The following is a 23,577-nucleotide window of genomic DNA, read 5'->3' as shown; positions in this document are numbered from 1 at the left end:
TGATTCCCCATAGCTGCCATGAATAAAATTTACATTGATTATCAAGGGTCATTCCTTTTAAATAACAAATGCAACAGGCATAATGTCAAGGCTTTGACATCAAACCTTAGGCCGACAACAGCCCAACATTTACCATAAAAACACAACAAAAATATAACTATAAGAGTGGTAACTAACGGTACGTTTCCCACAGTACGCTAGCCAATACTCAATAAATGGACATCGTTATGAGTGACAGCACATTTTTCTTTGGTGAATGGCAAATCAATCCCAGCGCCAATAGTCTGCTTCTTGGCAAACAAGTCAAACAACTTGAGCCCAAGGCGATTGATGTGCTGCTGTTTCTCTGTCAACGGGCGGGCGAAGTCGTCAGCAGTGATGAAATAGTCAGCCACTGCTGGCCGGGTGTTGATACTGGCGACAACCCACTACATAAAATTATCAATCAGTTACGTAGAGCATTAGGCGATAGCGCCACCGATCCCATCTATATAGAAACCATACGCAAACGCGGCTATCGCACCTTAGCCGAAGTGCGTTTTCCTATCGGCCACGAAGCCACCGCCAGCCCGCAAAGTTGGCAAGGCGGCTCGCCCTTTCCGGGTCTGCAAGCCTATAGCGCTAACTATGCCGAGGTGTTTTTTGGTCGCAGTGAACAAATCAGCACTTTGCTTAACCGTATCAGCCAGCAAATCATCTATGGTCGTGCCTTCTGTCTGGTTTTAGGCCCAAGTGGCAGCGGTAAATCCTCCCTGATAAATGCCGGTGTTGTGCCCAATTTAATGAAGGGCGGCGGCTATAACGGCATTGGTGTCGCGTCATTCAGCAGCTTAGATTTTGCCGATGTGAGTAAAGGGCAACTGTTAACCGATCTTGCCAGCGCTATGCTCGACTGGGAAATCAACGACACGCCAGTATTCGAAGGCATGAGTGCCGATACACTGGCGGTTCAACTCATCGAAGATATCCAAGGCGTAATCAACCTGTGCACCCAAGCACTCAAGGTTCAGCCCTTTACTCAGCCGTTTTTTGCCTTGTTTATCGACCGATTAGAAGTGTTGCTCTCATCACCGCTATTTAGCGACACCGAGCGCACAGTATTTGTTGAACTGCTGGAACAACTCGCTACCTCTAAGGCCGTGATTATTATCAGTGCCTGTCGCAACGATTTTTATCCTTTACTTGTGGGCTACCCAAGCTTAATGGCCGGCAAATCTCGCGGCGCCCACTTTGACTTAGCGCCGCCGACACGCACTGAACTGTTGCAAATGATCCGCCTGCCCGCGGTGGCCGCCAACTTAAGCTGGGAAGTTGACAGCGAAACCGCAATGCCGCTCGATGAAATGCTCTGCAGCGACGCCGCCAGTAACCCGGATGCGCTGCCCATGTTGCAATACACGCTGCAGGCCTTGTATTTGCAGCGCAGCGCCGACGATAAGTTATTAGTCTCGGTTTATCATGCCCTTGGCGGTATTGAAGGGGCGATTGGTAAAAATGCCGAGCAAGCGATTTCCCATTTAAGCGATGCCGAAAAAGCCAGTCTGCCACGGATTTTATCCCTGCTAGTCACCCTGCGCGAAGATGAAAAGTCCATCACCAGCCGCACCGCCCGCTGGTCGCAGCTGCAAAGCACCGCCGAAACCGCCCTAGTGCAAGCCATGGTCGATAGCCGCTTATTCGTGTCGCATCTGCAAAATGGTGAACCCTGTTTTAGCATCGCCCACGAAGCCCTGCTGCGCCGTTGGCCACGGGCGACGGCTTGGATTAGTGAACATAGCGACAGTTTGAGCATTAAGAGTCGCCTACAGCATCTTTCAACACGCTGGCTCAGCGAAGCCAAACACAGCGCCTATCTACTCGCTGAAGGTAAACCTTTAAAAGAAGCCCAAAGTCTCAGCCAAAATCCGTTATTCGATTTAGACGATCCCGAAACCGCCTTTATCACAGCCTCCACCAAACGCGCCAATATGCTGCGCTGGACGAGGCGCTTAACCGTTACCCTATTATGCGTCCTCACCCTCACCTCCATTATCATGAGTGTGCGCAGCATAGAAGCTGAAAAACTCGCCCTGCAAAAACGCCTCGCCGCCGAAGATTTACTCGGTTTCATGGTGGGCGACTTCGCCGACAAGATGCGCGGCATCGGCCGTATGGACTTACTCGACGGGATCAGCAATAAAGCACTGGAATATTTCAGTGATTTTTCCAATAAAGAGGATGATGCACACTTAAGTTTTGACGCCCGCTTCCAACACGGCCAAACCTTAGAGGCCATGGGCGAAGTGGCATATTCGCGCAATAAAATCGATGAAGCTCGCAGCGCATTACTGGCGGCGCAAGAAAAAATGTTGCCGCTCTTGAGTGTGCAGCCGAAAAACTTAGCCCTACTAAAAACTCTAGGTGCCAATGCCTTTTGGTTAGGGCAACTGCAATATGATGTCAGTGATTGGGCCGCCACACGCCCCTATTTCGAACAGTACTTAGTCTATAGCCAAACCATGTATGCCCTAGCGCCAGAGGATAAAGATGCGCTGATGGAGCTATCTTACGCCCATAATACTTTGGGTTCTGTATCTATGAAGCAGCAGGAATTTACTCAAGCACGGCAGGATTTTGAAGAGTCGCTAAGGCTAAAATTGCTCGCCTTGGCCAAAGCACCTGAGGATAGTCAGCTCATTGCGGATGTGGCGGATACTAGATCTTGGTTAGCGAGTGCAGCCCTCTCTCAGGGTGACTTAAATTCTGCAATCACAATACATAAGCAGCTGCAGGTTGGGTTAGAAGCAATAAGGAAAATAAATAGTGTGGATGGATATCTATTAGACAGACTGGCAAGCAGTTTGAGAAATAGTTCTGATTTATTGGGATATCAAAACCTTACTCAGCAAGCTTTTGATAGTGCATTGCAGGGAGAAAGCCTAATGCAGCAAGCTGTAGCTTTAGATCCCGAAAATTCTGCATGGAAAACAAAACTGTATTACCTCAAGTTCCAACTAATGTTGCTTAACGCTACTCTCAAAGATCCTCGTTGTACTTATACACCTGTAACTTTGCAAGCTGAACTTTCAAAAGAAAAGACCGCTTTTTCTTCCAGTCGAAGATATCGCCCACTGAAAGCTATGCTGCTAAAAAATGCCGCTCAATATTACCAGCTTACTGGGCAGTTCAAGAAAAGCAGGGGGCTAATAGAGGAAGCAAACACTTTACTTGTAACATTGATCAATGACGCTCCATATGAATATAAATATCATGCCAGCATGGCAGAAGTGGAACTACTAAATGCTCAATTGTTCAATCAACAACAAGATGTAAAAGCTACGCAACAGAACTGCATGCGAGCAAAGAATCGACTCATGCAAATTCAGAATAAAGATAGAGATCCCCAATATTTACAACCTTATAGTAGAGCGCTTGACTGTTTAGGGGAACTGGATCGAGATCAAGAACTCGTAAATAGACTAAAACATGCAGGAATACAAAGTATTAAATTTTAACAACACACAAAGGAAATAACAGATGTCAGACAATTATGGACAAGCTCATTATGTTAAAGTCACGGTGGCTCTTGAAAATGGTGAACCTGTGTTCACTTATACAAATGCAGAAGGAAGTGAATGCCCAGGTGATGTGACTATTACTGCTGCTAGCACTATCACTTACCTACTCGATGACCAAACTGGTAAGGGACTTAAATTCGTAGGCGCAGGCTTTTTAACCCCCTTTGATGGCATTATAGATGCTTTGACCCTAAGCAGTGATGGCGCGATATTGCAGATGATCGACCTTGACCACACTTCTGGTACAACTAAGTTTCAGTTTGTACTCACTAATACTAACAATACTTTACTGTTACTTAGCCCTGATCCACAAATCATTAATGATCGTGATTAAAGGATTTTTCTCAGGACCGCCATATCTTTTCGAGATAAGTGCCTCCTGAAATGAGCTCTAAATGCTCTGTCGCTGCGGCAGAGCATTTCTCACAAGACATCCGCTTATCCTCCGTTTTCCCATAACAGCACTGTCTTTGGTTGCTAGTGACGCTAAATTCCGTAAAATGCAGGCTAAGGCTAACGAAAAGCAGGGACAGCCATGCCTTTTTGTGCTTTGTCCCCTCTTCTACTAGTCTTTAGATTATCTTCACCTTGTCTGTTTGGAGCGAGTCATGACCTCGGCCAGAAGAATGCTTATCGATGCCAATACAACGCCCTTCTATCATGTGATAAATCGCTGTGTCAGAAGGGCTTTTCTGTGCGGTGAGGATAAACTCACAGGCCGCAGTTATGAGCATAGACGTGGCTGGATTGTCGATAAAGTCAAAGCATTATCCACCATCTTTTGTATCGACATTTGCGCCTATGCAGTAATGAACAACCATTACCATTTAGTACTTAAAATTGATGTTGAGGAAGCAAAAACCTTAAGCCCAAAAGAGGTTATCAGCCGATGGTGTCAAATCACCAAAGGCCATGCCATTGCCACTAAATATATGAATGGTGATGACTTAATTGACGATGAACGCATGTTACTCGATGCCTTAATTGCCGAGTGGCATGAACGTTTATCCAGCATATCTTGCCTTTGATTTGAAGAAGAGGTGCGCTGCCTGAACGAAGAAATTGCCCGTAAAGCGAATCGTGAAGATGAGTGTAAAGGCGCGTTCTGGGAAGGCCGTTTCAAATCCCAAGCTTTGCTAGATGAGCAAGCCTTACTAGCCTGCATGATGTACGTGGATTTAAACCCTATTCGAGCAGGGATTGCCGACTCTTTACAATCTTCTGATTTCACCTCGATTCAAGAAAGAATTAGTGCACTCAAGCAGGTAAATAACATCATCATCTCACCGCAAGCACCAGTCCAATCCGCAAAAAATAAGCCTCAAACGATAAACAAATCTCTCGCCAAGTTCGATGTGGCGACACACTCTAGTCAACAAACGGGCATCCCTTTTCATTTTGCGGATTATCTGGAACTTATCGATTGGACTGGCCGCGCCATTCGCCATGATAAAAAAGGCTTTATCGATAATCAGCGACCAAAACTGCTCAATGAGTTAGGGATTGCATCAGATGCTTGGCTCAGCTCTGCTAAAGATTTTCGCCGCCAGTACAGTGGCATCAGTGGTCGTTGGGATGCGATGTGCGCTTTTAAACTTCAGCAAGGTGGTAAATGGTGTAGGGGAAAATCAGGTAGCGAAGCTCTGCATCCAAATCAACCTTTAGGGTAAACGAGTCGTTTCCACCTCTTTATCTGCGGTTAAATTTCGACACTAAAATGCTTTGCTCTTGCCGCTTAATAGCCAAAAATCCACTCATGAGTGCCACTCTTTCAACTTTTTCATACCCCAAAATCTCGCACGTTTCAGCTAAACCTGAGAATTCACCGTGAGAAGAGTAAATTTAAAACCTTTATAAACAATAAATTAAATCGGAAGGTAAGCAGAAGGTATCTTTTCTTTGCAGAGAATAAAGTCATCATCAGAAAAGCGCTTAGCGCAGATGACATTAGGTTCACGGAGAATGATAACAATGACAAGCTCACCTAAACAGACTCGCTCACAACATCCATTATCACTTGTGGGTGAAGACAATGGCTTACAGTGTACTGCGCAGCAAGGCTTGGTCGAGCCCGCATTGCCGTTAACCTTCTTCGAGCATGCCTCGATTGAAACGATTCAACAGTTTATTCAGCATCTGACCGAGCCTGTGATTATCGTCAATGCCCAAGGTTACATTTACTTTAGCAATAGCAAAGGTGCTGACTTACTGACATGCCCGCAGGCCAGTTTGAAGGGACAAGATTGGCGCAACTTTTTGACCGAGCACCATCAAGCTCGCTACGACAATCTGCTGAGCAATGATATTAAACTAGGCAAAAACTGCGGCATTCCAGTGCAGCACTGCGCCGAAGAAATCACCCTCATTACCGCCTCAGGCAAAGCAAAAGATGTCGAACTCTCCATTTCCTACATCCCCAGCCATGAACCTCTGTTCGTGATGATGATGCACGATTTAACGCAGCACAAAGCGGAGAATCAAAAGCTGCGTAAATTGGCCGCCACAGATTCACTGACTGGGTTGGCGAACCGCCGATACTTCGACGAAATGCTGCATCACTATTGGGAAGAATGCACAGGTAAGCTGCGCCCTATCAGCGTGGTGATTATCGATGTGGATTATTTCAAAGTGTTCAACGACCAATTCGGCCATATCCAAGGCGACGAGTGCCTACGTAAGATTGCCAAAGTGATTGCTGACATAGTGCCAATAGACATTGGCCTGGCAGCGCGTTACGGCGGTGAAGAATTCGCGCTAATTCTACCAAGCCACAATGCCAAAATGGCACTAACGATTGCCCAAAAAGTGCAGCAAGGGATTAATGACCTGCGCTTTACTGAGCAAGGCCTGCGCGACTATGTCTCTGTGAGCGCGAGCCAAGGGATTGCGAGTGAAATCAATGGCCAGTTCCGTACCTCACTCGCCATGCTGTGCGCCGCCGATACCGCATTGTATCGCGCCAAAGCCGATGGCCGTGACAGGATCAATACGTCGCTTTAATCCCCATTAATTGGCGACTTATTTACCCGAAACTGATTTACCCGCGATGGATTAACCACGGGATGAATTACCCCAGTAGCGCTTTAGCGCACTGAGGTAAAACACGCAAAGCACACGAAAGGACGCACGAATATGAATAAGCTTGAGGCATCAAGAAATATACGGGCAGTGATTGAAAAAAGCTTACCCGTGAGCACGTCACCCCTTGCCATATTTACTTACCAGTGTTGGGTAAAAACCAGCGCAGGTGGGCGTGTGTTCCATTATAAAACCGATCGAGAAGATACCTATTTCGCGGTGGATATTAATTCACTGGGGCATATTGAATGCGTGATTAATACCACCTTGCTGCGGGTTGAGGCAATTTCAACCTTAGGTGGACTCAACGATGGCCAGTGGCACTTATTGTCTATCTGCCATGAATACCATGAAATTAATTGTTATGTGGATGGTGAAATTACCCATACACAACTCAATAACCTTTCACTGGTTGCTGACAATGAGTTTTTAATTGAAAACGTGTCATTAACCAATCACCGCGACACACATTTCGATGGTGAAATATTTGGCATCACTTTACTTAATCGATTATTAACCCGAACCGAAATCGTCGACTATTATCGTAATCCGGCGCAACAAAAATCGATTACCGAAAATAACCTTTACATTTATCAGCATCAAGATGTATATAATTTTCGTGATGAAAACTTTATCCCACTTCAAAGACAAAAAGTGCTGCTGGTCATATTTAATGATACTGAATATCAATTCATAAAAACCACCGCGGATTGCAACGCCTATAATCAACAACTGCCTAAGATTATTCCACCCCACGAACGCCGAGCCTATATTATTGAGTGTGACTATAACACTTGGCCTAATTTTAATTATGTCGTTAATTACGCGGCGAGCAATCAAGCGGATATCACCCTCAATATCGAAGTATTTAAATCGCTGACGGCCTATCGTTCGAATATTAAAGTGACCGTCGCAAATGAACTCGAACGGGATTGTTTGATTATGCAATCGACCGAAGAAGAATTAAGTGCAGAAGTGCGGATCAGTGAAAACTTAGTGATCACTCAAGCCAAAAACTTTGTTAATTTCATCAATGAAGTTCGCGCACACATTCCGGCCGACCATATTATTACCGCTGGCCATTATTATAGTGAACAGCAATTCTCGGTCAGCACGGGTAAGCAAATGATTGCCTACCAACAGGCTTGCCAGCTGTTCAACCGCAGGTTACAAAAAAAACCACTGGCGATCATCAAATGCACTTCCACTGAAGAAGTCAAAATCGCCTATAAAGCAGCCATCGATTATAACTTGCCGATCAGCGTGCGCTCGGGTGGGAATGATCACGAAGGTGAAAGCACTGAAACCAATACCATAGTGTTGGATCTGCTGAAGATGGATAGCCTCACTTTGGATCCCATCACAGGTATTGCGGCCATTGGCCCAGGCAATCGCTTTATCAATCTCACCACTGCCCTTGCAAAAAAAGGCGTGATGATCCCCCATGGCACCAGTGGCAACGTTGCCTTAGCGGGATTTATTATGGGCGGCGGCTCAGGACCTTGGACCCGAAAATACGGCATGTGCTGCGAATCCCTATTACAGGCAGAAATTGTCCTCGGCATTGGTGAAACCCAAGTCGTCTCTGTTGCCAATAAACCTGAGTTACTCTGGGCGCTCAAGGGTGGCGGCGGATTAAGTTACGGCATAGTGACCCGCTTTTTTGTGCAAACCTTTCCACTACCGCCTTGCCTGCTCAAGTTTGAATTAGAGTGGAATTGCTATGATAAACAAACCCAAGAACTCATTGAGCACACCCCAACCAAAGACATTTTACAGCGCTGGGAAGCCATCATTAATGCCGACAGCACAGGCTGTTTGATTGGTACCAATCTCAAGATAAATGCCAAACATTTACCCGCAGAACAACACAAAACGCCTGACATAGACACTGAGTCGATTAAGCATAACTGCTTGATGTATGGCTTTTGGGAAGGAAATTCAGCCAGTCTGAATCACTTTATCCAGACACAATTTAATGAGTTTGACCTAGTGCCCAATGAAATTCGCATCGAGGGGATGGGCGGACTTACCAAAGCCTACGGTGAAAACTTAATGGCCAATTGGGAAAGGGAATCTTTTCATCATCTGCAAGCTGACTTACAAGGCATAAACCGCTCACCGACGCCACCCGATTTGGATGAGCCCGCGCCCCATAAAGTCACCTCGCGCTTAGTCAATCATACGGGACTGAGGGACGGTTATAAGCCACTGCTCGAAAGCTTAACTTCTCGCTATGTGCTTGAAGGTAATCGCCAATTGGGGCTATTTACCTATGTTACCCTTGGCGCCATTGCGGGTGATTATTATCGCACTATGGGCGAAGAGCAAAAGAGTCGCAGCGCCTTCCCCTACAAGGACAGACAATACACGATTCAATATCAAACTTGGTGGAATAACGCGCTGCAAGAGAAACAACAATTGCAGGATAGCCAAGTGTTTACCCGCATCAATCGTGCACTCGATTGGATTGATGCCAGCCGAAATTATGACATCCCCAACACCTCGGGCGCCTTTATCAGCTTCAAAGATAAGGCCATCCCCACTGATGTGTACTTCGACCATAACTACGCCGCGTTAAAACGGATTAAGGCGGCCTACAGCCAAGATAGCTTTAACCATTTCCGCTCACGTAAAAGCATTATTTAGTTAATATATCGGCATAGCCTAGGGAGAGTTTTTAAGGCAAAATCGACGCCGTCCACAGGACGGTGTCGCCCCTTAACTCTCTGTTCACTCTGTTGTAGGTTATCTATGCCAAGCTCAGCTTTACCAATCATTTTTGCCCTATTGGCGGCCATTCTTATGGGCACAATCGGTGTATTAGCACGCTTTGCCGCCCTACCCGCCGAGCACATTACCTTTTACCGCTTACTACTCGGTGCCCTATTTCTATTGGCTTATATGCTGCTCACAGGTAAAGGCCATCAGATTCGCCATAGACCGAGTAAACGCACCTTAGTGAATGGTGCTATGCTCGCGGGTTTTATGGCGTTTTACATTGAAGCCATTCAGTACACCCAAATGGCCAATGTGATCATGATTATTTACTTAGCCCCAGTGGTGTCGGCTATTTTCGCCCATTATTTCTTTGCCGAGAAACTCACCCGCTTAAGCATGGCAAGCGTAGTGGTCGCGCTGATGGGCTTTATGTTAATGATCCCTACAGGGCCGCAGCAAGCGAACAATCACACTGAATTATTTGGCTATTTTTATGCTTTACTCGCCCTTTTAACCTACTGCGGTTTTATGTTAATCAACCGAAAACCGAGTCTGAGTTCGCCCTACCAGAGCACTTTAGTGCAGCTTTGTGTCGGCGCTTTATGCCTACTGCCCTTAGTGATAAATGCACCGCTGACGCCAAGTTTGCCGCAAATTGTTTGGTTGATCGCGATTGGATTCTTCCCCGGATTTTTAGCAATATTATTGGCGGTAAAAGCCCTGCGGCAATTGCCTGCAGTCACCTTTGGCACCCTCGCCTATGTGGAACCCGTTATCGTAGTGACGCTGGCATGGTGGATATTTGGTGAAACCTTGAGCCCAATTCAATTAAGCGGTGTCGGCTTGATTATTCTGGCCGGCATTAGCCAAGGCTTTATCAGTCAGCGCAAAGTGCAGGTTGCGAGCGAGTAACCCACAAGACTGTCGCCGACAGGACTTTAAACAACAGGACTTTAACTAATAAGACTTTAACCAATAGAAGCCAAGTAGCTGAAATAATATGAAGAAAATAGTGTAAGCTCGACAGAGGATTGATTGAACATTTAACTTAAGATGTGCGACTAAGACTTAAGATTAGGAGGTCAAATTGAGAAAGCTACTGTTGGTCATCAGTGTATTTTTGCTCAGCGGTTGTTTAGGCATGCCTAAATTGGTTCAACCCGTTAATGATTTTGAGCTGAATAAATACTTAGGGAAATGGTACGAAATTGCGCGCTTAGATCATTCATTTGAAAGGGGGTTAAGCCAAGTTAGCGCAGAATACAGCCTGAAAGACGATGGCGGTGTGATGGTCATTAACCGTGGATTTTCAGCGGCTAAAAACGAATGGAAAGAAGCCGAAGGTAAGGCCTATTTTGTGAATGGGGACTCAGAAGGCTATTTGAAAGTCTCCTTCTTTGGGCCATTTTATGGATCGTATGTGGTCTTCGAATTAGATCATGAAAACTATCAATACGCTTTTATATCGGGGCCCGACACGGGTTATTTGTGGCTACTGGCTAAAACCCCGACTGTGCCACCCGAGGTGCTGCAAAAGTTTGTTGAAATGTCTAAAGCCCGCGGTTTTGATACCGACAGTTTGATTTATGTGCAGCAAGAGTCTGCGCAATAACGAGCGTGGCTAATGCGCTAGAATCAAGTGCATAAAAAACTAATCGCTAGATAATAGACAGATAACAGATACAAAAACGCCGCAATGCATTGCGGCGTTTTTATTGATGCTGCATTTAGATGCATGCATTTACACATGCAGCTAAATCAAGAATAACCTTAGACTTCGATGCCTTTGCTGGCAAGGAACTCATCGTAAGTGCCTCTGAAGTCATTCACACCTGTGTGAGTCACTTCAAGGATACGGTTAGCTAGCGATGATACGAATGCACGGTCATGACTCACGAAAATCAAGGTGCCTTCGTACATTTCCAGTGCATTGTTTAATGATTCGATCGATTCCATATCCATGTGGTTGGTCGGTTCGTCGAGCACTAAAATGTTGGCTTTTTGCATGATGAGCTTGCCGAATAACATACGACCTTTCTCACCACCAGACAGCACTTTGACTGACTTTTTGATGTCGTCAGAACCAAACAACATACGGCCTAAGATGCCACGTACCGATTGGTCGTCATCTTCTGGTTTGCGCCATTGGCTCATCCACTCGAACAAGGTCATTTCGTTCGCGAAATCAGACTCATGGTCCTGTGCATAGTAACCAATGTTGGCGTTTTCAGACCATTGGATAGTACCTGCATCCTGCGGGATATCGTGGATCAGAGTACGTAACAGGGTCGTTTTACCGACGCCGTTTTCACCCAGTACCGCAATGCGCTCGCCCACTTCAACAATCAAGTTTAAGTCTTCAAATAGCGGCGTGTCGTAACCTTTAGTCAGATTTTCAATCACTAAGGCATTACGGAACAGTTTCTTCTCTTGCTCGAAACGAATGAAGGGGTTCACACGGCTAGAGGCTTTTACTTCGTCTAACTTAATCTTGTCGATTTGACGGGCACGTGATGTGGCTTGTTTCGCCTTAGATGCGTTAGCCGAGAAGCGTGCTACGAAGGTTTGCAGCTCAGAGATCTGGGCTTTTTTCTTCGCATTATCAGACAATAAACGCTCGCGAGCTTGGGTAGCCGCTTGCATATATTCGTCGTAGTTACCTGGGTAAACGCGCAATTCGCCGTAGTCTAAGTCAGCCATGTGCGTACAGACAGAGTTTAAGAAATATCTATCATGCGAAATGATAACCATAGTACTGCTACGTTGGTTCAACATGTCTTGTAACCAACGGATTGTGTCGATGTCCAAGTTGTTGGTAGGTTCGTCGAGCAGCAGCACGTCAGGATCAGAGAACAGGGCTTGCGCTAACAGTACACGCAGTTTTAAACCCGGTGCGATTTCAGACATCAAACCAAAATGGCTGTCGATACCGATACCAACACCTAACAGCAATTCACCGGCGCGAGATTCGGCGGTATAACCGTCCATCTCAGCAAAATCCATCTCTAGGTTGGCTACAGTAATGCCGTCTTCTTCACTCATTTCTGGTAAAGAATAAATACGGTCACGCTCTTGCTTTACCTTCCACAGTTCGCGGTGGCCCATGATCACTGTGTCGATCAGGTTGAATTCTTCATAACCGAACTGGTTCTGGCTTAGTTTACCCAGACGCTCATTCACATCTAACGAGACGTTACCGCCGCTAGGATCTAGATCACCACACAGGATCTTCATGAAGGTCGATTTACCACAGCCATTTGCGCCGATAAGACCGTAACGGTTACCACCGCCAAATTTAACTGAGATGTTTTCAAACAGTGGCTTAGCGCCGAACTGCATGGTGATATTTGCTGTTGTGATCAAAATGAACTTCCAAATCGAGTAATGTTGGCCGAGCCAGCTGGCGCCGCTTTAAATAAGCATAAACCAAATAACGCTATGCCGAAGGGGTAAAAATAAACGTGGCACTATAGCAGTTTGGGCTAAATTATCAACTACCAAGGCCGATCAAAAGCCAGAGGGAATGCCGAAATCGCCGCACAATGCCTGCGTGAGAAGCGTAATTAATTTTACCCTATTGGCTTAGCTTTCAATGTATTCGAGCAGAATGACAATCTGATGACCCTTAGCGTCGCAAACCTTGCCGACGCCAAAGACTCATGTAGGCATAGCCCTAAGCTAACTCAAGATACCAAATTCAACATTTTGAGTTTGCTTAGGTATCGACAGCTTATAACTTCTGCCGTCTTAAGCGGTTGGCGTTCGTCACCACAGTGAGTGAAGACAAGGCCATGGCGGCACCCGCGATCACTGGGCTTAATAACATGCCCGTGAGTGGATAAAGCACGCCAGCCGCAACCGGTATGCCTAAACTGTTATACACAAAGGCGCCGAACAGATTCTGCTTAATATTGGTAATCGTCGCCCGCGACAATGCCAATAAGTTAGCAATCACTATCAACTGCTGCGACAGCAAGGTGATATCCGCACTTTCAATCGCCACCTCAGTGCCCGATCCCATTGCAATCCCCACATCGGCGCTCATCAGAGCAGGCGCATCGTTAATGCCATCCCCTACCATAGCCACCACATGTCCTTGCTTTTGCAAATCCAGCACATGCTGTTGTTTTTGCTCGGGGAGTACACCGGCAATCACTTCAGTGATGCCCACTTGGTCGGCCACCGCCTGCGCCGTTTGTGGGTTATCACCCGTTAACAGCACCACGCGAATACCCCTTTGCAACATGGCCGCGATGGCGTCTTTAGCATCGGGTTTAATCGGATCGGCAAGCGCGATAGTGGCCACTAACTTGCCCGCTTTGGCGACATAAATCGGAGTTTTACCTTGGTTTGCAAAGCTTAATGTCGCTTTTGGATCTAAGGCACTGCCATAGGAATTAACAATATCCAATGCCGTCATTAAGGCGAGATTACCAATCGCCAGCGATACGCCATCGACCTTGCCCTCAATCCCCTTACCTTGATGGTTCGTAAATGCCTGTGTGTCGGGCAATTGCGACAGGGATTGCTTGGCATAACTAACAATCGCCCCCGCTAACGGATGCTCAGAGTGCTGCTCAAGACTCGCAATTTCACCCAGCAAAGTCTCTTTATCGGCATCACTCAGCGTTTGCACTAAATTAAAATCAGTGACTTGCGGCTTGCCTAAGGTGACAGTACCGGTTTTATCCAGCACCACACAATCGACTTTACTGGCGGTTTGCAAGGCCTCACCATTTTTAACTAACACGCCCATTTGGGCGGCGCGGCCAACGGCCACCATGATAGACATAGGTGTCGCCAGCCCCTGCGCACAGGGGCACGCTATGATGAGCACGCTCGTCAGCACCACTAACGCATGGCTTAAGGCGGGTGCTGGCCCCACAAAATACCAAATTGCCGCTGCCAACAGCGCTATAGCCACCACAGTCGGGACAAATACCGCTGAGATTCTGTCAGCCAATCGACCTATGGGTAATTTCGAGGTTTGCGCTTGCTGCACCAGTGCGATGATTTTGGCGAGTTTGGTATCTTCTTGCCCCGCCGTTACTCGATAAACTAAGCTGCCGTTGCCATTGACTGTACCCGCACTCACACTGTCGCCGCGATTTTTAAGCACGGGAATGGGTTCACCTGTGAGCATGGCTTCATCTAATAGGGATTGCCCCGTTTCGACCTCACCATCGAGGGCTACTCGGTCACCGGGGCGCAAACGCAGCTTATCGCCCAATTTCAGCTGACTTATCTCAACCTTTTCATCGCCCTTATCTGTGATCCGAATCGCAGTGGTGGATTGCAATCCAAGTAATCGCTGCACCGCTTCACTGGTTTTGCCCCGCGCTTTAAGTTCCAGTCCGTGACCTAAGTTAATCAAACCTAGAATCATCACACTCGCCTCAAAGTACACATGGCGGGTATCCATAGGGAATGCGCTCGGCATAATGACCACCAGCATGGAATAAGCCCATGCCGTACTGGTGCCCAGCACAATCAGCGTATCCATGTTCGTGGTTTTGGCTTTTAGCGCCCGCCACATGCCTTGGTAGAAATGTCCGCCCGTGGTAACAAGCAAGGCCAAGGTGACCAGTCCCATAATGCTCCAGCCAAGCTGCATCGCTGGACTGTTGATCATCATCTCGCCGCCCAATAATCCCCACAGCATCATAGGCACGCCCACAACGAGCGCGGCTATGGCTTGGCGCATCCGCAGCCGATACTCAGTAGCATCTTCTAGGCGTTTTTCTTCGGCGGCGACTTTTGCATCCACCACTACCTGCGCCGGATAACCTGCTTTTTCCATCACAGTTAAGGCGGTATCGGCGCTCATCTTGCCTTCTACCGTCACTTGTTTATCGGCGAGATTAACACGCGCTTCGACGCCCGCTTGGGCGGCAAACGCCTTTTCAATTTTCGCGACGCAGCCAGCGCAATTCATATTGGCGACATAGAGTCTGGTCATAGACATGGGAGATCCCTCACTTGATGTTTTACACTATAGGTCTAAGATAAAGTCTCCCATTGCGGGAGAGTCAAGGATGAATTTGCTCAATGTGATCACATCGACAATTAATTGCTGGGCGAAAACCATTCAGTTGGAAAAATAGAGGTCAAGATGAAAATAGGCGAAGTGGCGAAACAAACGGGCTTGAGCGTTAAGAGTATCCGTTATTACCATGATATTGGCTTAGTGTGCGGCGAGCGCAATGAGGCGGGTTATCGGGTTTATCGCCATCAAGATATTGAAGCGCTTAAGTTTGTGCATCAATGTCGCGACTTAGGTTTTAGCCTAGAAGATTGCAAATCCTTGCTTGGCCTTAAGGGCAATGAAAGCCGTAATGCCGAAGACGTCAAACAACTTACCCGTACTCACCTTGCCTATGTCGAAGAGCAAATCAATAAGTTGCAACAGCTTAGGGCGCAATTACAACACATGGTGACCCAATGCCAAGGCGGCGATCAGCCCCACTGCGCCATTATCGATAGCCTAAGCCATGAGGACAACGAGAGTCATGGGAGTCATGAGACTGACGAAGACAAATCCCAAAAAGACCAAAGCCTGCACGATGCAGGCTCTAAGTGTTGTCGTAAAGCCAGTCGCACTAGCAACGGCCAAGAGTCATAACGGGAAATACTGCATTATTGATTGCGGACTAAGGTCGGCTTTAACGCCGCAGCATTATCCAGCACCAATGTTGCTAGCTTACCCGCAGGGGTGAAGTTAAACACTTGTCCATAAAATGCGAGTTCAGTCTCTAATCCTGCGGCCCTGTGCTCAGGCTTCCAACCGCCGTGTGGCTCATCTTGATAGGCAATATAAGCCGTTGGCACACCTCTGACTTTTAACGCCTCATAAATTTGTCGCGACTGCTGTGGCGGCACAATTTGATCCCGCAAGCCTTGAAAAATTAACAAGGGCTCATTCAAGCCTTCAAGATGATACAACGGCGACAACTCCCTATAGCGGGCTTGATTGTTCGCATAGGGACCAATGAGCTGATCTAAATAACCCGTCTCAAACTTATGGGTACTCTTGGCCAGCTGTTCAAAATCACTGATCCCCGCATAACTTACCCCCGCTTGAAACACATCATAAAAAGCCAACGACGACATCACAGTTAACCCACCTGCGCTTACGCCTCGAATCGCCAGCTTTTGTCCATCAACCCAACCTTTATCGACTAAATAACGGGCCGCATTGACCGCATCTTCCACATCAGCTTGGCCCCATTTTCCGTAAATACTCTGACGATAGGCACGGCCAAAACCACTGCTACCGCGAAAATTAACATCGAGCACCGCAAAGCCACGGCTGGTCCAAAATTGAATGTCACTGCGATAAGCCAGACTCGCCCGCGCTGTTGGCCCGCCGTGCAACATTACTATCAGTGGCGGGCGGGTATCATGGGGCGCAGTATAGTTGGGGTTAACCGGCCCATAAAAATAACCGTAGGCTTGCTGGTTAACGCCGGTTTTAAAGGTAATATTTTTTGCCCGAGAAATATAATTGGGATCAAGCTTTGGCAAGTTAGGCGTATACACCAACTCAGTGCCGCGGCCGATGACTTTATAAATCCCCTTCTCTGGCGTCGCCTTAGCGCCGACAAAATAGACGGCATCTTCGCCCCTGATCACTTGGGTGATTTCGCCGAAATCGACAGCCAAGGACTCGGTCAAACCCGAATCCAAATGCAGCCGAATTAGCGCCGCCTGACTGCCAAGCATATAACTGGCAATGATGGTTTTTTCGGATTCGAAGGCGTAGTTGTGATTGCCTAAATACCAATCGGCCACGGCAAACTCGGCTTTTTTGTTCAGCACTGGGGCTAAGGTATTTTGTGCCGTGACTCGATAGATATTCCACCAGTTACTGATATCCGACACGACATACAATTGTCCATCAGGGCTGAATAATGGCTGCGTCACGGAAGAATCCGTAGGCGTGTTGACCTTACGAATATTGTGTAGTTGCCCTTTGCGGTCGAGATCGCCAAGCCAGAGAATACTGTTATCCCATGGCATATAGGGATGTTCCCACGTGATCCACGCCAGTTGGCTGTTATCGGGCGAGATAGCGGGCGAAGAAATAAAGTCATGCCCCGAGACAAAAGTATCGCCTTCGCCGGCAAAGTTAAGATTGATTGTTACTAGACTCGCCTTAGGCTCACCGGGCTGACGATGATCCTCGCGCACACAGATAATCCGCGACCCTTTAGGATAAGCGATACAGTCAGCATGACGGGTGCCATTAGGCGTTAACGGCAGGGGGGGTTGATTAGGGGCGAAACGATAAAACAGTTGATCCTGTGCCTTAGTGGCAAACAAACTCTGGCCTATCCCTAAAAAGGCGGCGCCGCCGTATTCATGAACCGCGGATTTAACATTAAAGCTTGGCGGCACGACGTCGGCGATATTGCCCTTTTTATCGAGACGCTTAATCCCTACTTGGCCTTGCTTATCACCATCGGATTCAGAGAAATAAATCGCCCCATCTACGCTTTGTAACTCGGCGACATTATCGGCCTGTTCAAATACATCATTCGCCGATAAGGGAGACAGCCAACTGCCATAGGGCGCAACAATACGCCCACCATTATCACTAAGATGCGGTGTTTCTTTGTTCGAGCGCTCGCAAGCCCCCAAACAAAACAAACTCCCTAGCACCCATAAATATCCATGTAACTTCATTGTTTCTCCCCAATGTTTGCCAACTGCACAAACCGAAACAAAATAGGAACTTGCAGAAATTGGTTATTTTTTAAATTTTTTTAAGAACCAATTTACCACTTGCACTTGCTGTACTTGCGTTAAGCCAAAATAAATACACACCCAAGGTGAGATAAGGAAAAACCACGGGATCACGGCCACAGAGCGACCACTGAAGAGCAGAAAAAAGAACCCGCAATAGATCACAATCAACCCTAGGACACCCACGATTAACATCATGCGTTTAGTGATTTTCTCAAGCCAGAGGGCTTTATCCTGCCAAGACATCCGGATGTTAAGCTCCATTACATGCGACAAACATGTATGTAAAGTTATGTAAAAAAACTGGAGGGCGATTGTTGAAGGTTAACAACTAAATGTCAACTCCAACAGTGAAATCTAAATAAATCCAAAGACTGAGTTCAAAATGCCATTATGTTTCTTTACTCAATAAAAAACCGAGCCTGAGCTCGGTTTTTATGAATATCAATAAGATATCGTCATTACAGACGAATACCACCATCGATTTCGAACACGCGACCATTTACATAGTCGTTCTCAATAATAAAGCGTACGGTGGAAGCTATCTCGTCGGCATGACCAAGGCGTCCTACTGGCACTAGCTTCTCTAAACGCTCCAGCGCCTCAGGTTTCATTGCCGCTGTCATCTCAGTAGCGATAACACCCGGTGCAACCGCTGCGCTACGGATATTGTAACGCGCTAATTCCTTCGCCCAGCCAACAGACATGGCCGCAACGCCTGCTTTGGAGGCGGCATAGTTCGACTGACCCATGTTACCCGCTTTCGCTAGGCTAGAGATGTTGACAATCACGCCCGCTTGACCGGATTCAATCATGGCCGCTGCCGCCTCACGACCGCAGAGGAAGCTGCCCGTCAAGTTCACATTGATCACAGATTGGAATTGCTCATAAGACATACGGTCGGTGACTTTGCCGTCTTTGGCTTTGACTAACAGGCAATCACGCAGAATGCCGGCGTTGTTCACTAACACGTTCACTTGGCCAAAATCTTCGAGAATATAGGCAAAACCTGCCACGACGTCTTCTTCGTCGGTAATGTCTAAGGCATAACCTTGAACTTCAGTGTCCGATCCAAGCTCAGCACAGGCTCGCTCGAGTTTTTCTTGGTCCACGTCGATAAGCGCTATCTTAGCACCCGCCTGCGCAAAATTTTGCGCCATTGCTAGACCTAAGCCACCCGCGCCGCCAGTAATGACGACAACCTTATCTTTTAAATCCATCTGGTTATCCCTTGTTAACTATGTCTATTTTTTAAGTTGTGCAAATTGTTCAAAAATACTGGAAAAATCTCGGCGGCCGTTGCCTTGTCTTGCATGATTCACATACAAGCTGCGGGCTAAAGCGCCCATTGGCGTGCTGGAGTTGCTCAATAATGCGGCTTCTTGGGACAGACCGAGATCTTTAACCATCAAATCTACCATAAAGCCGCCCTGATAGCCCTTAGAAGAAGGTACAGTCTCCATCACACCTGGGCATGGATTATACTTTTCGAGGGTCCAGTTACCACCACTGCTAACCTTCATAATGTCGGACAAGACTTTAGGATCGAGACCATGGTCAATGCCCATTTGCAACGCCTCAGAAGTGCCGACCATCAACACAGATAACAGCATGTTATTGCAGATTTTAGCGACTTGTCCCGCACCTGGGCCACCAGCATGGAATATGTTCACCCCCATAGCTTTCAGCACTGGCTGACCCCGCTCAAAAGCGCTATCGGAACCACCACAAATAAAGGTTAAAGTACCCGCCGCCGCGCCTGCTGTGCCGCCAGAAACCGGTGCATCCATAAACTCTATGCCGCTTTTAGCCGCTTCGGCCGCCACCAATTGCGCGCTTTGCGCATCGATGGTCGAGCAATCGATCAGTAAAGTATCACCCGCAACCACTTCGAGTAGTCCTTTGTCTGTGCCATTGCCTAAATATAAACTTTTCACATGCTTGCCCGCAGGCAGCATAGTGATCACCACATTGGCACCTGCCGCCGCGCCGCAGGCCGTGCTAGAAACAAAAGCGCCTTGGTCGGCAAGGCTTTGCATGGCTTCTGGGACTAAATCAAATACGCGAACCGTCATGCCCGCTTTTAATAAATTGGCCGCCATTGGGCCGCCCATATTACCTAAACCGATAAATGCTACTGTACTCATGCTGTCACTCCTGTGTGCTGTTCTCTTTATTAGTGTAGTGATACTGCTAGTTTGTTGATTATGCTGTCGTTATTACAGCTTAGAGTGAGCTTGGCTGAGCCAATACACTCAGCACTATTCAAGTCTGCGCTAATCAAGTCAACGCTTAGCTCAGTTGGCTAAAGGGATGCGCCTCGCCCCAAGGGGAAGTCAATATTTGCTCAAGTACGGCGGTAGGCACTGAGTTCACATCCTTAAAGCGCCACTGGGGTTGTCTGTCTTTATCAATCAAGAGTGCGCGAACCCCTTCACAGAAATCACCATGGGCACACACGTTAACGCTGGCGGTTAATTCCCATTTAAAACATTCAGCTAAGCTTAACTTAGTACCAAGTTGTGATTGGATATTAACCAGATGCCAGCTGATAGGACTGCCCGCAAGGAAGGTATCGCGCGCCTTCATTAACCAAGCATCCTCCGACGCTAACGTCGACATACGCGTGACGATATCCTCCAAACTCCCCGCCATCAGTCGGTCGATATTATCTTGGCTGTCCGCCAATACACTTTCGCCCTTAGGGATATCCACTTGATTAGATAACTCGTTGATCATGCTATCTAAGCGTTGATGATTAAGCGCCGGAGTATCGCTCCAATCTAAGGTGGCCATGGCATCGAACATCAGTTCTTTGTCGTCACGGTTTAGGTAATGATCGGCAAGGCCCACATAACAGGCATCGGCGGCATTGAGTTGATAGGCCGTGAGCCCTAAAAACAGTCCCATTTTGCCCTGCATGCGATTAAGGAAATAACTGCCGCCCACATCGGGGTACAAGCCAATCGTCACTTCAGGCATAGCGATACGCGAGGTTTCAGTGACGACTCTGTGGCTTGCGCCCGCCATCAAACCGAGCCCACCGCCCATCACAATACCGTCGCCCCACACCAACACAGGTTTGCCAAAGGTATGCAGTAGATAATCGAGGCGATATTCCTCTTCGAAGAACACCTTCGCCTCCTCAGTCACTTGTCCCTTCGCGGCAATGGATGCATGGTATAAAGCGCGCACATCCCCCCCCGCACAAAAAGCCTTCTCACCGCTGCCATCTAAAACGATACAAGCGATAAGCGAGTCTTTCTTCCATAGATTGAGCTGCGCCGTCATAGCGCGCACCATGTCTAAATCTAAGGCGTTGAGGGCTTTTTCCACATTGAGTGTCACCACCCCAATCAACTTACCGGACGCGGTGGCTAAGGTTTGAAAAACCACGTTTTGCGTGGTCGTGGCCTGATTTACGTTATCTACTACATTAGTCATTAGCGGTTCTTCCAATCAGCTTTACGTTTGCCCAAAAACGCATTTACGCCTTCGGCCTGATCTTCGGTATCAAATAACCCGACAAATAATTCACGCTCAATCGGCAGCGCTTGGCTACGCACCATAGTGCGGCCCGCTTGAATGAGTGTCTTGCACGCTGTGACGCTGCTTGGGCTTTGGTTAGCGACTTTTACGGCCAACGCAATTGCCGCATTGAGCGCTTCGCCCGTTTCGACCACTTCTTCAACTAAACGTAGATTCAGTGCCTGAGTCGCATCGACGCGCTCACCGCATAAAATCATCCGCTTAGCCCAACCTTCACCAACTAATGCGGTCAGATTCTGGGTGCCACCTGCGCAAGGTAATAAACCCACTGTCGCTTCAGGCAATGCCATCACAGCTTGAATTTCGGCGATGCGAATATCACAGGCCAGTGCGACTTCTAAGCCGCCGCCCATGGCATAACCGTTAATCGCGGCAATCGATACACCGCGGAATTGACTTAAGGTTTCAAAGGCTTCACCGAAATGCTTTGCCATCGTCGCCGCATTGCCTTTGTCGCCGTCACTAAACAGCTTTAAATCGGCGCCGGCGGAGAAGAACTTTTGCCCTTGGCCCGTTAACACTAAGGCATAAATTTCTTTATTCGCGTTCAGCTCAAGCACTTTGGCTTTGAGCGCCTGCAAACTCTCGGCGGTCCAAGTGTTTGCCGGTGGATTATTCATCGTCAGAATGGCCGTATGGCCTTCGATACGTTCTACTAAATATTCCATCTTTATAGACTCCTTTTATGTTATCGCCAATCGATAAGTCACACTTCTTGCGAGTAGACTTACAGGATTTGTCCTGCATTTTCATCGAGTAAACGACGGGCGATAATTAAGCGCATAATTTCGTTGGTGCCTTCTAAAATCTGGTGCACACGCACATCACGGAAATGACGTTCCAGCGGGTACTCCCTTATATAACCATATCCGCCATGAATTTGCAGCGCCGCATCACAGACTTGAAAGCCCACATCGGTGGCAAAACGTTTTGCCATGGCGCAATAGGCTGTGGCTTCAGGATCGCTGCTGTCGAGTTTAAAGGCCGCAAGGCGCACCATTTGGCGGGCTGCGACTAACTCAGTCGCCATATCGGCGAGCTTAAATTGTAGTGCTTGGAAAGCCGCTAACGGTTTACCAAATTGCTGACGCTCATTCATATACTGAGTTGCACGCTCTAGCGCCGCTTGCGCAGTGCCTACTGAACAGGTCGCGATATTGATACGACCACCGTCTAAGCCTTTCATCGCGAAGGCAAAACCTTGGCCTTCTTCACCGAGCAAGTTGGCCACTGGCACACGCACGTTTTCAAAGGTGATTTGACGGGTCGGCTGGGCATTCCAGCCCATTTTATCTTCGGCCTTACCGTAGATAACGCCAGCGGCATCCGCCGGAATGGCAATGGCAGAAATCCCCTTAGGCCCAGCTTGACCCGTGCGGCACATCACCACTAATAGCTCAGTGGCGCCTGCACCTGAGATAAACATCTTCGAACCTGAAATCACATACTCATCACCGTCGCGCACCGCTTTGGTTTGCAAAGATGCGGCGTCTGAACCCGCGCCCGGCTCAGTTAAGCAATAGGACGCTAACATTTGCCCTGTGGTTAACGGCTCAGACCAAGTCTGACGCAGGATTTCAGTACCCCAAGTCGTCACCATCCAAGTGGCCATATTGTGAATGGTCAGCATGGCCGTGGTCGCAGTGCAGCCCTTGGCGAGCTCTTCAAAAATAATCGACGCATCGAGGCGCGATAAGCCCATGCCACCTTCAGATTCTGGCGAATAAAGCGAGCAAAAACCCAGCTCACCGGCTTTTTGGATCACGTCTTTGGGGAAATGATGTTCTTCATCCCACTTGGCGGCAAACGGGGTTAATTCTTCCGCGGCAAACTGGCGCGCAAGATCGGCAAACTGGCGTTGGTCATCGTTGAAATTAAAATCCATTTGGCTCTCCTATGACTCTGTGGTCACTTTTTTATTTAATAA

16 protein-coding genes and 1 pseudogene are annotated in these 23,577 nt (G+C 47.7%); 8 read left to right on the top strand and 9 right to left on the bottom strand.

Annotated elements, in window-relative coordinates:
- Nucleotides 1-227 precede the first annotated feature (227 nt).
- From AC5YB3_RS19160 to AC5YB3_RS19130, 7 genes and pseudogenes are all read left to right on the top strand, one after another.
- Nucleotides 228-3,494: an nSTAND1 domain-containing NTPase gene (locus AC5YB3_RS19160; protein ID WP_494525953.1), complete on the top strand. Its 3,267-nt coding sequence runs from the start codon at nt 228-230 to the stop codon at nt 3,492-3,494.
- Nucleotides 3,495-3,516: 22 nt separating this feature from the next.
- Nucleotides 3,517-3,891, top strand: a complete 375-nt coding sequence (locus AC5YB3_RS19155) for a DP-EP family protein (RefSeq protein WP_063883207.1) — start codon at nt 3,517-3,519, stop codon at nt 3,889-3,891.
- Nucleotides 3,892-4,165: 274 nt separating this feature from the next.
- Nucleotides 4,166-5,227 (top strand): annotated as a pseudogene (locus AC5YB3_RS19150) (transposase).
- Nucleotides 5,228-5,528: 301 nt separating this feature from the next.
- Complete coding sequence (locus tag AC5YB3_RS19145) at nt 5,529-6,557, top strand: sensor domain-containing diguanylate cyclase (protein WP_006081041.1); 1,029 nt, start codon at nt 5,529-5,531, stop codon at nt 6,555-6,557.
- A gap of 132 nt (nt 6,558-6,689) precedes the next feature.
- Nucleotides 6,690-9,284, top strand: a complete 2,595-nt coding sequence (locus AC5YB3_RS19140; protein ID WP_494525952.1) for an FAD-binding oxidoreductase — start codon at nt 6,690-6,692, stop codon at nt 9,282-9,284.
- 105 nt (nt 9,285-9,389) lie between these two features.
- A complete protein-coding gene (locus AC5YB3_RS19135; RefSeq protein ID WP_494525951.1) occupies nt 9,390-10,268 on the top strand; it encodes a DMT family transporter in 879 nt (292 codons plus the stop codon).
- Between the two features lie 175 nt (nt 10,269-10,443).
- Nucleotides 10,444-10,968, top strand: a complete 525-nt coding sequence (locus tag AC5YB3_RS19130; protein WP_063883209.1) for a lipocalin family protein — start codon at nt 10,444-10,446, stop codon at nt 10,966-10,968.
- Between the two features lie 158 nt (nt 10,969-11,126).
- Here AC5YB3_RS19130 and AC5YB3_RS19125 read toward each other — a convergent pair whose 3' ends face one another.
- Together AC5YB3_RS19125 and AC5YB3_RS19120 are read right to left on the bottom strand one after the other, a co-directional pair.
- A complete protein-coding gene (locus AC5YB3_RS19125) occupies nt 11,127-12,719 on the bottom strand; it encodes an ABC-F family ATPase (RefSeq protein ID WP_012196852.1) in 1,593 nt (530 codons plus the stop codon).
- A 367-nt stretch (nt 12,720-13,086) separates the two neighbouring features.
- Nucleotides 13,087-15,321 (bottom strand): heavy metal translocating P-type ATPase, encoded by a 2,235-nt coding sequence (locus tag AC5YB3_RS19120; protein ID WP_494525950.1) that lies wholly within the window; start codon nt 15,319-15,321, stop codon nt 13,087-13,089.
- A 147-nt stretch (nt 15,322-15,468) separates the two neighbouring features.
- Here AC5YB3_RS19120 and AC5YB3_RS19115 point away from each other — a divergent pair, with 147 nt between their 5' ends.
- The gene (locus AC5YB3_RS19115) at nt 15,469-15,978 is read left to right on the top strand and encodes a MerR family DNA-binding protein (RefSeq protein ID WP_494525949.1); all 510 of its coding nucleotides are present in this window, start codon (nt 15,469-15,471) and stop codon (nt 15,976-15,978) included.
- A gap of 14 nt (nt 15,979-15,992) precedes the next feature.
- On the opposite strand, the gene AC5YB3_RS19110 is transcribed toward AC5YB3_RS19115, so the two are convergent.
- The 7 genes from AC5YB3_RS19110 to AC5YB3_RS19080 form a co-directional block, all read right to left on the bottom strand.
- Entirely contained in the window at nt 15,993-18,041 is a 2,049-nt protein-coding gene (locus tag AC5YB3_RS19110; RefSeq protein ID WP_259520963.1) for an alpha/beta hydrolase family protein, read from the bottom strand.
- Between the two features lie 63 nt (nt 18,042-18,104).
- Nucleotides 18,105-18,347: a hypothetical protein gene (locus tag AC5YB3_RS19105; RefSeq protein ID WP_006081033.1), complete on the bottom strand. Its 243-nt coding sequence runs from the start codon at nt 18,345-18,347 to the stop codon at nt 18,105-18,107.
- Between the two features lie 215 nt (nt 18,348-18,562).
- The gene (locus AC5YB3_RS19100) at nt 18,563-19,321 is read right to left on the bottom strand and encodes an SDR family oxidoreductase (RefSeq protein ID WP_494525948.1); all 759 of its coding nucleotides are present in this window, start codon (nt 19,319-19,321) and stop codon (nt 18,563-18,565) included.
- Nucleotides 19,322-19,345: 24 nt separating this feature from the next.
- Nucleotides 19,346-20,248, bottom strand: coding sequence for a 3-hydroxyisobutyrate dehydrogenase (gene mmsB, locus AC5YB3_RS19095; RefSeq protein ID WP_259581995.1), 903 nt, complete (start codon nt 20,246-20,248; stop codon nt 19,346-19,348).
- Nucleotides 20,249-20,393: 145 nt separating this feature from the next.
- Nucleotides 20,394-21,545, bottom strand: coding sequence for an enoyl-CoA hydratase/isomerase family protein (locus AC5YB3_RS19090; protein WP_006085280.1), 1,152 nt, complete (start codon nt 21,543-21,545; stop codon nt 20,394-20,396).
- Complete coding sequence (locus tag AC5YB3_RS19085; RefSeq protein ID WP_494525947.1) at nt 21,545-22,318, bottom strand: enoyl-CoA hydratase; 774 nt, start codon at nt 22,316-22,318, stop codon at nt 21,545-21,547. The genes AC5YB3_RS19090 and AC5YB3_RS19085 overlap by 1 nt, the downstream gene beginning before the upstream one ends.
- A gap of 59 nt (nt 22,319-22,377) precedes the next feature.
- Nucleotides 22,378-23,535, bottom strand: coding sequence for an acyl-CoA dehydrogenase family protein (locus tag AC5YB3_RS19080; protein ID WP_347672624.1), 1,158 nt, complete (start codon nt 23,533-23,535; stop codon nt 22,378-22,380).
- Nucleotides 23,536-23,577 lie beyond the last annotated feature (42 nt).

Source organism: Shewanella sp. 1311 (assembly GCF_059338235.1).
This window is presented reverse-complemented; position numbering and strand designations above follow the sequence as displayed.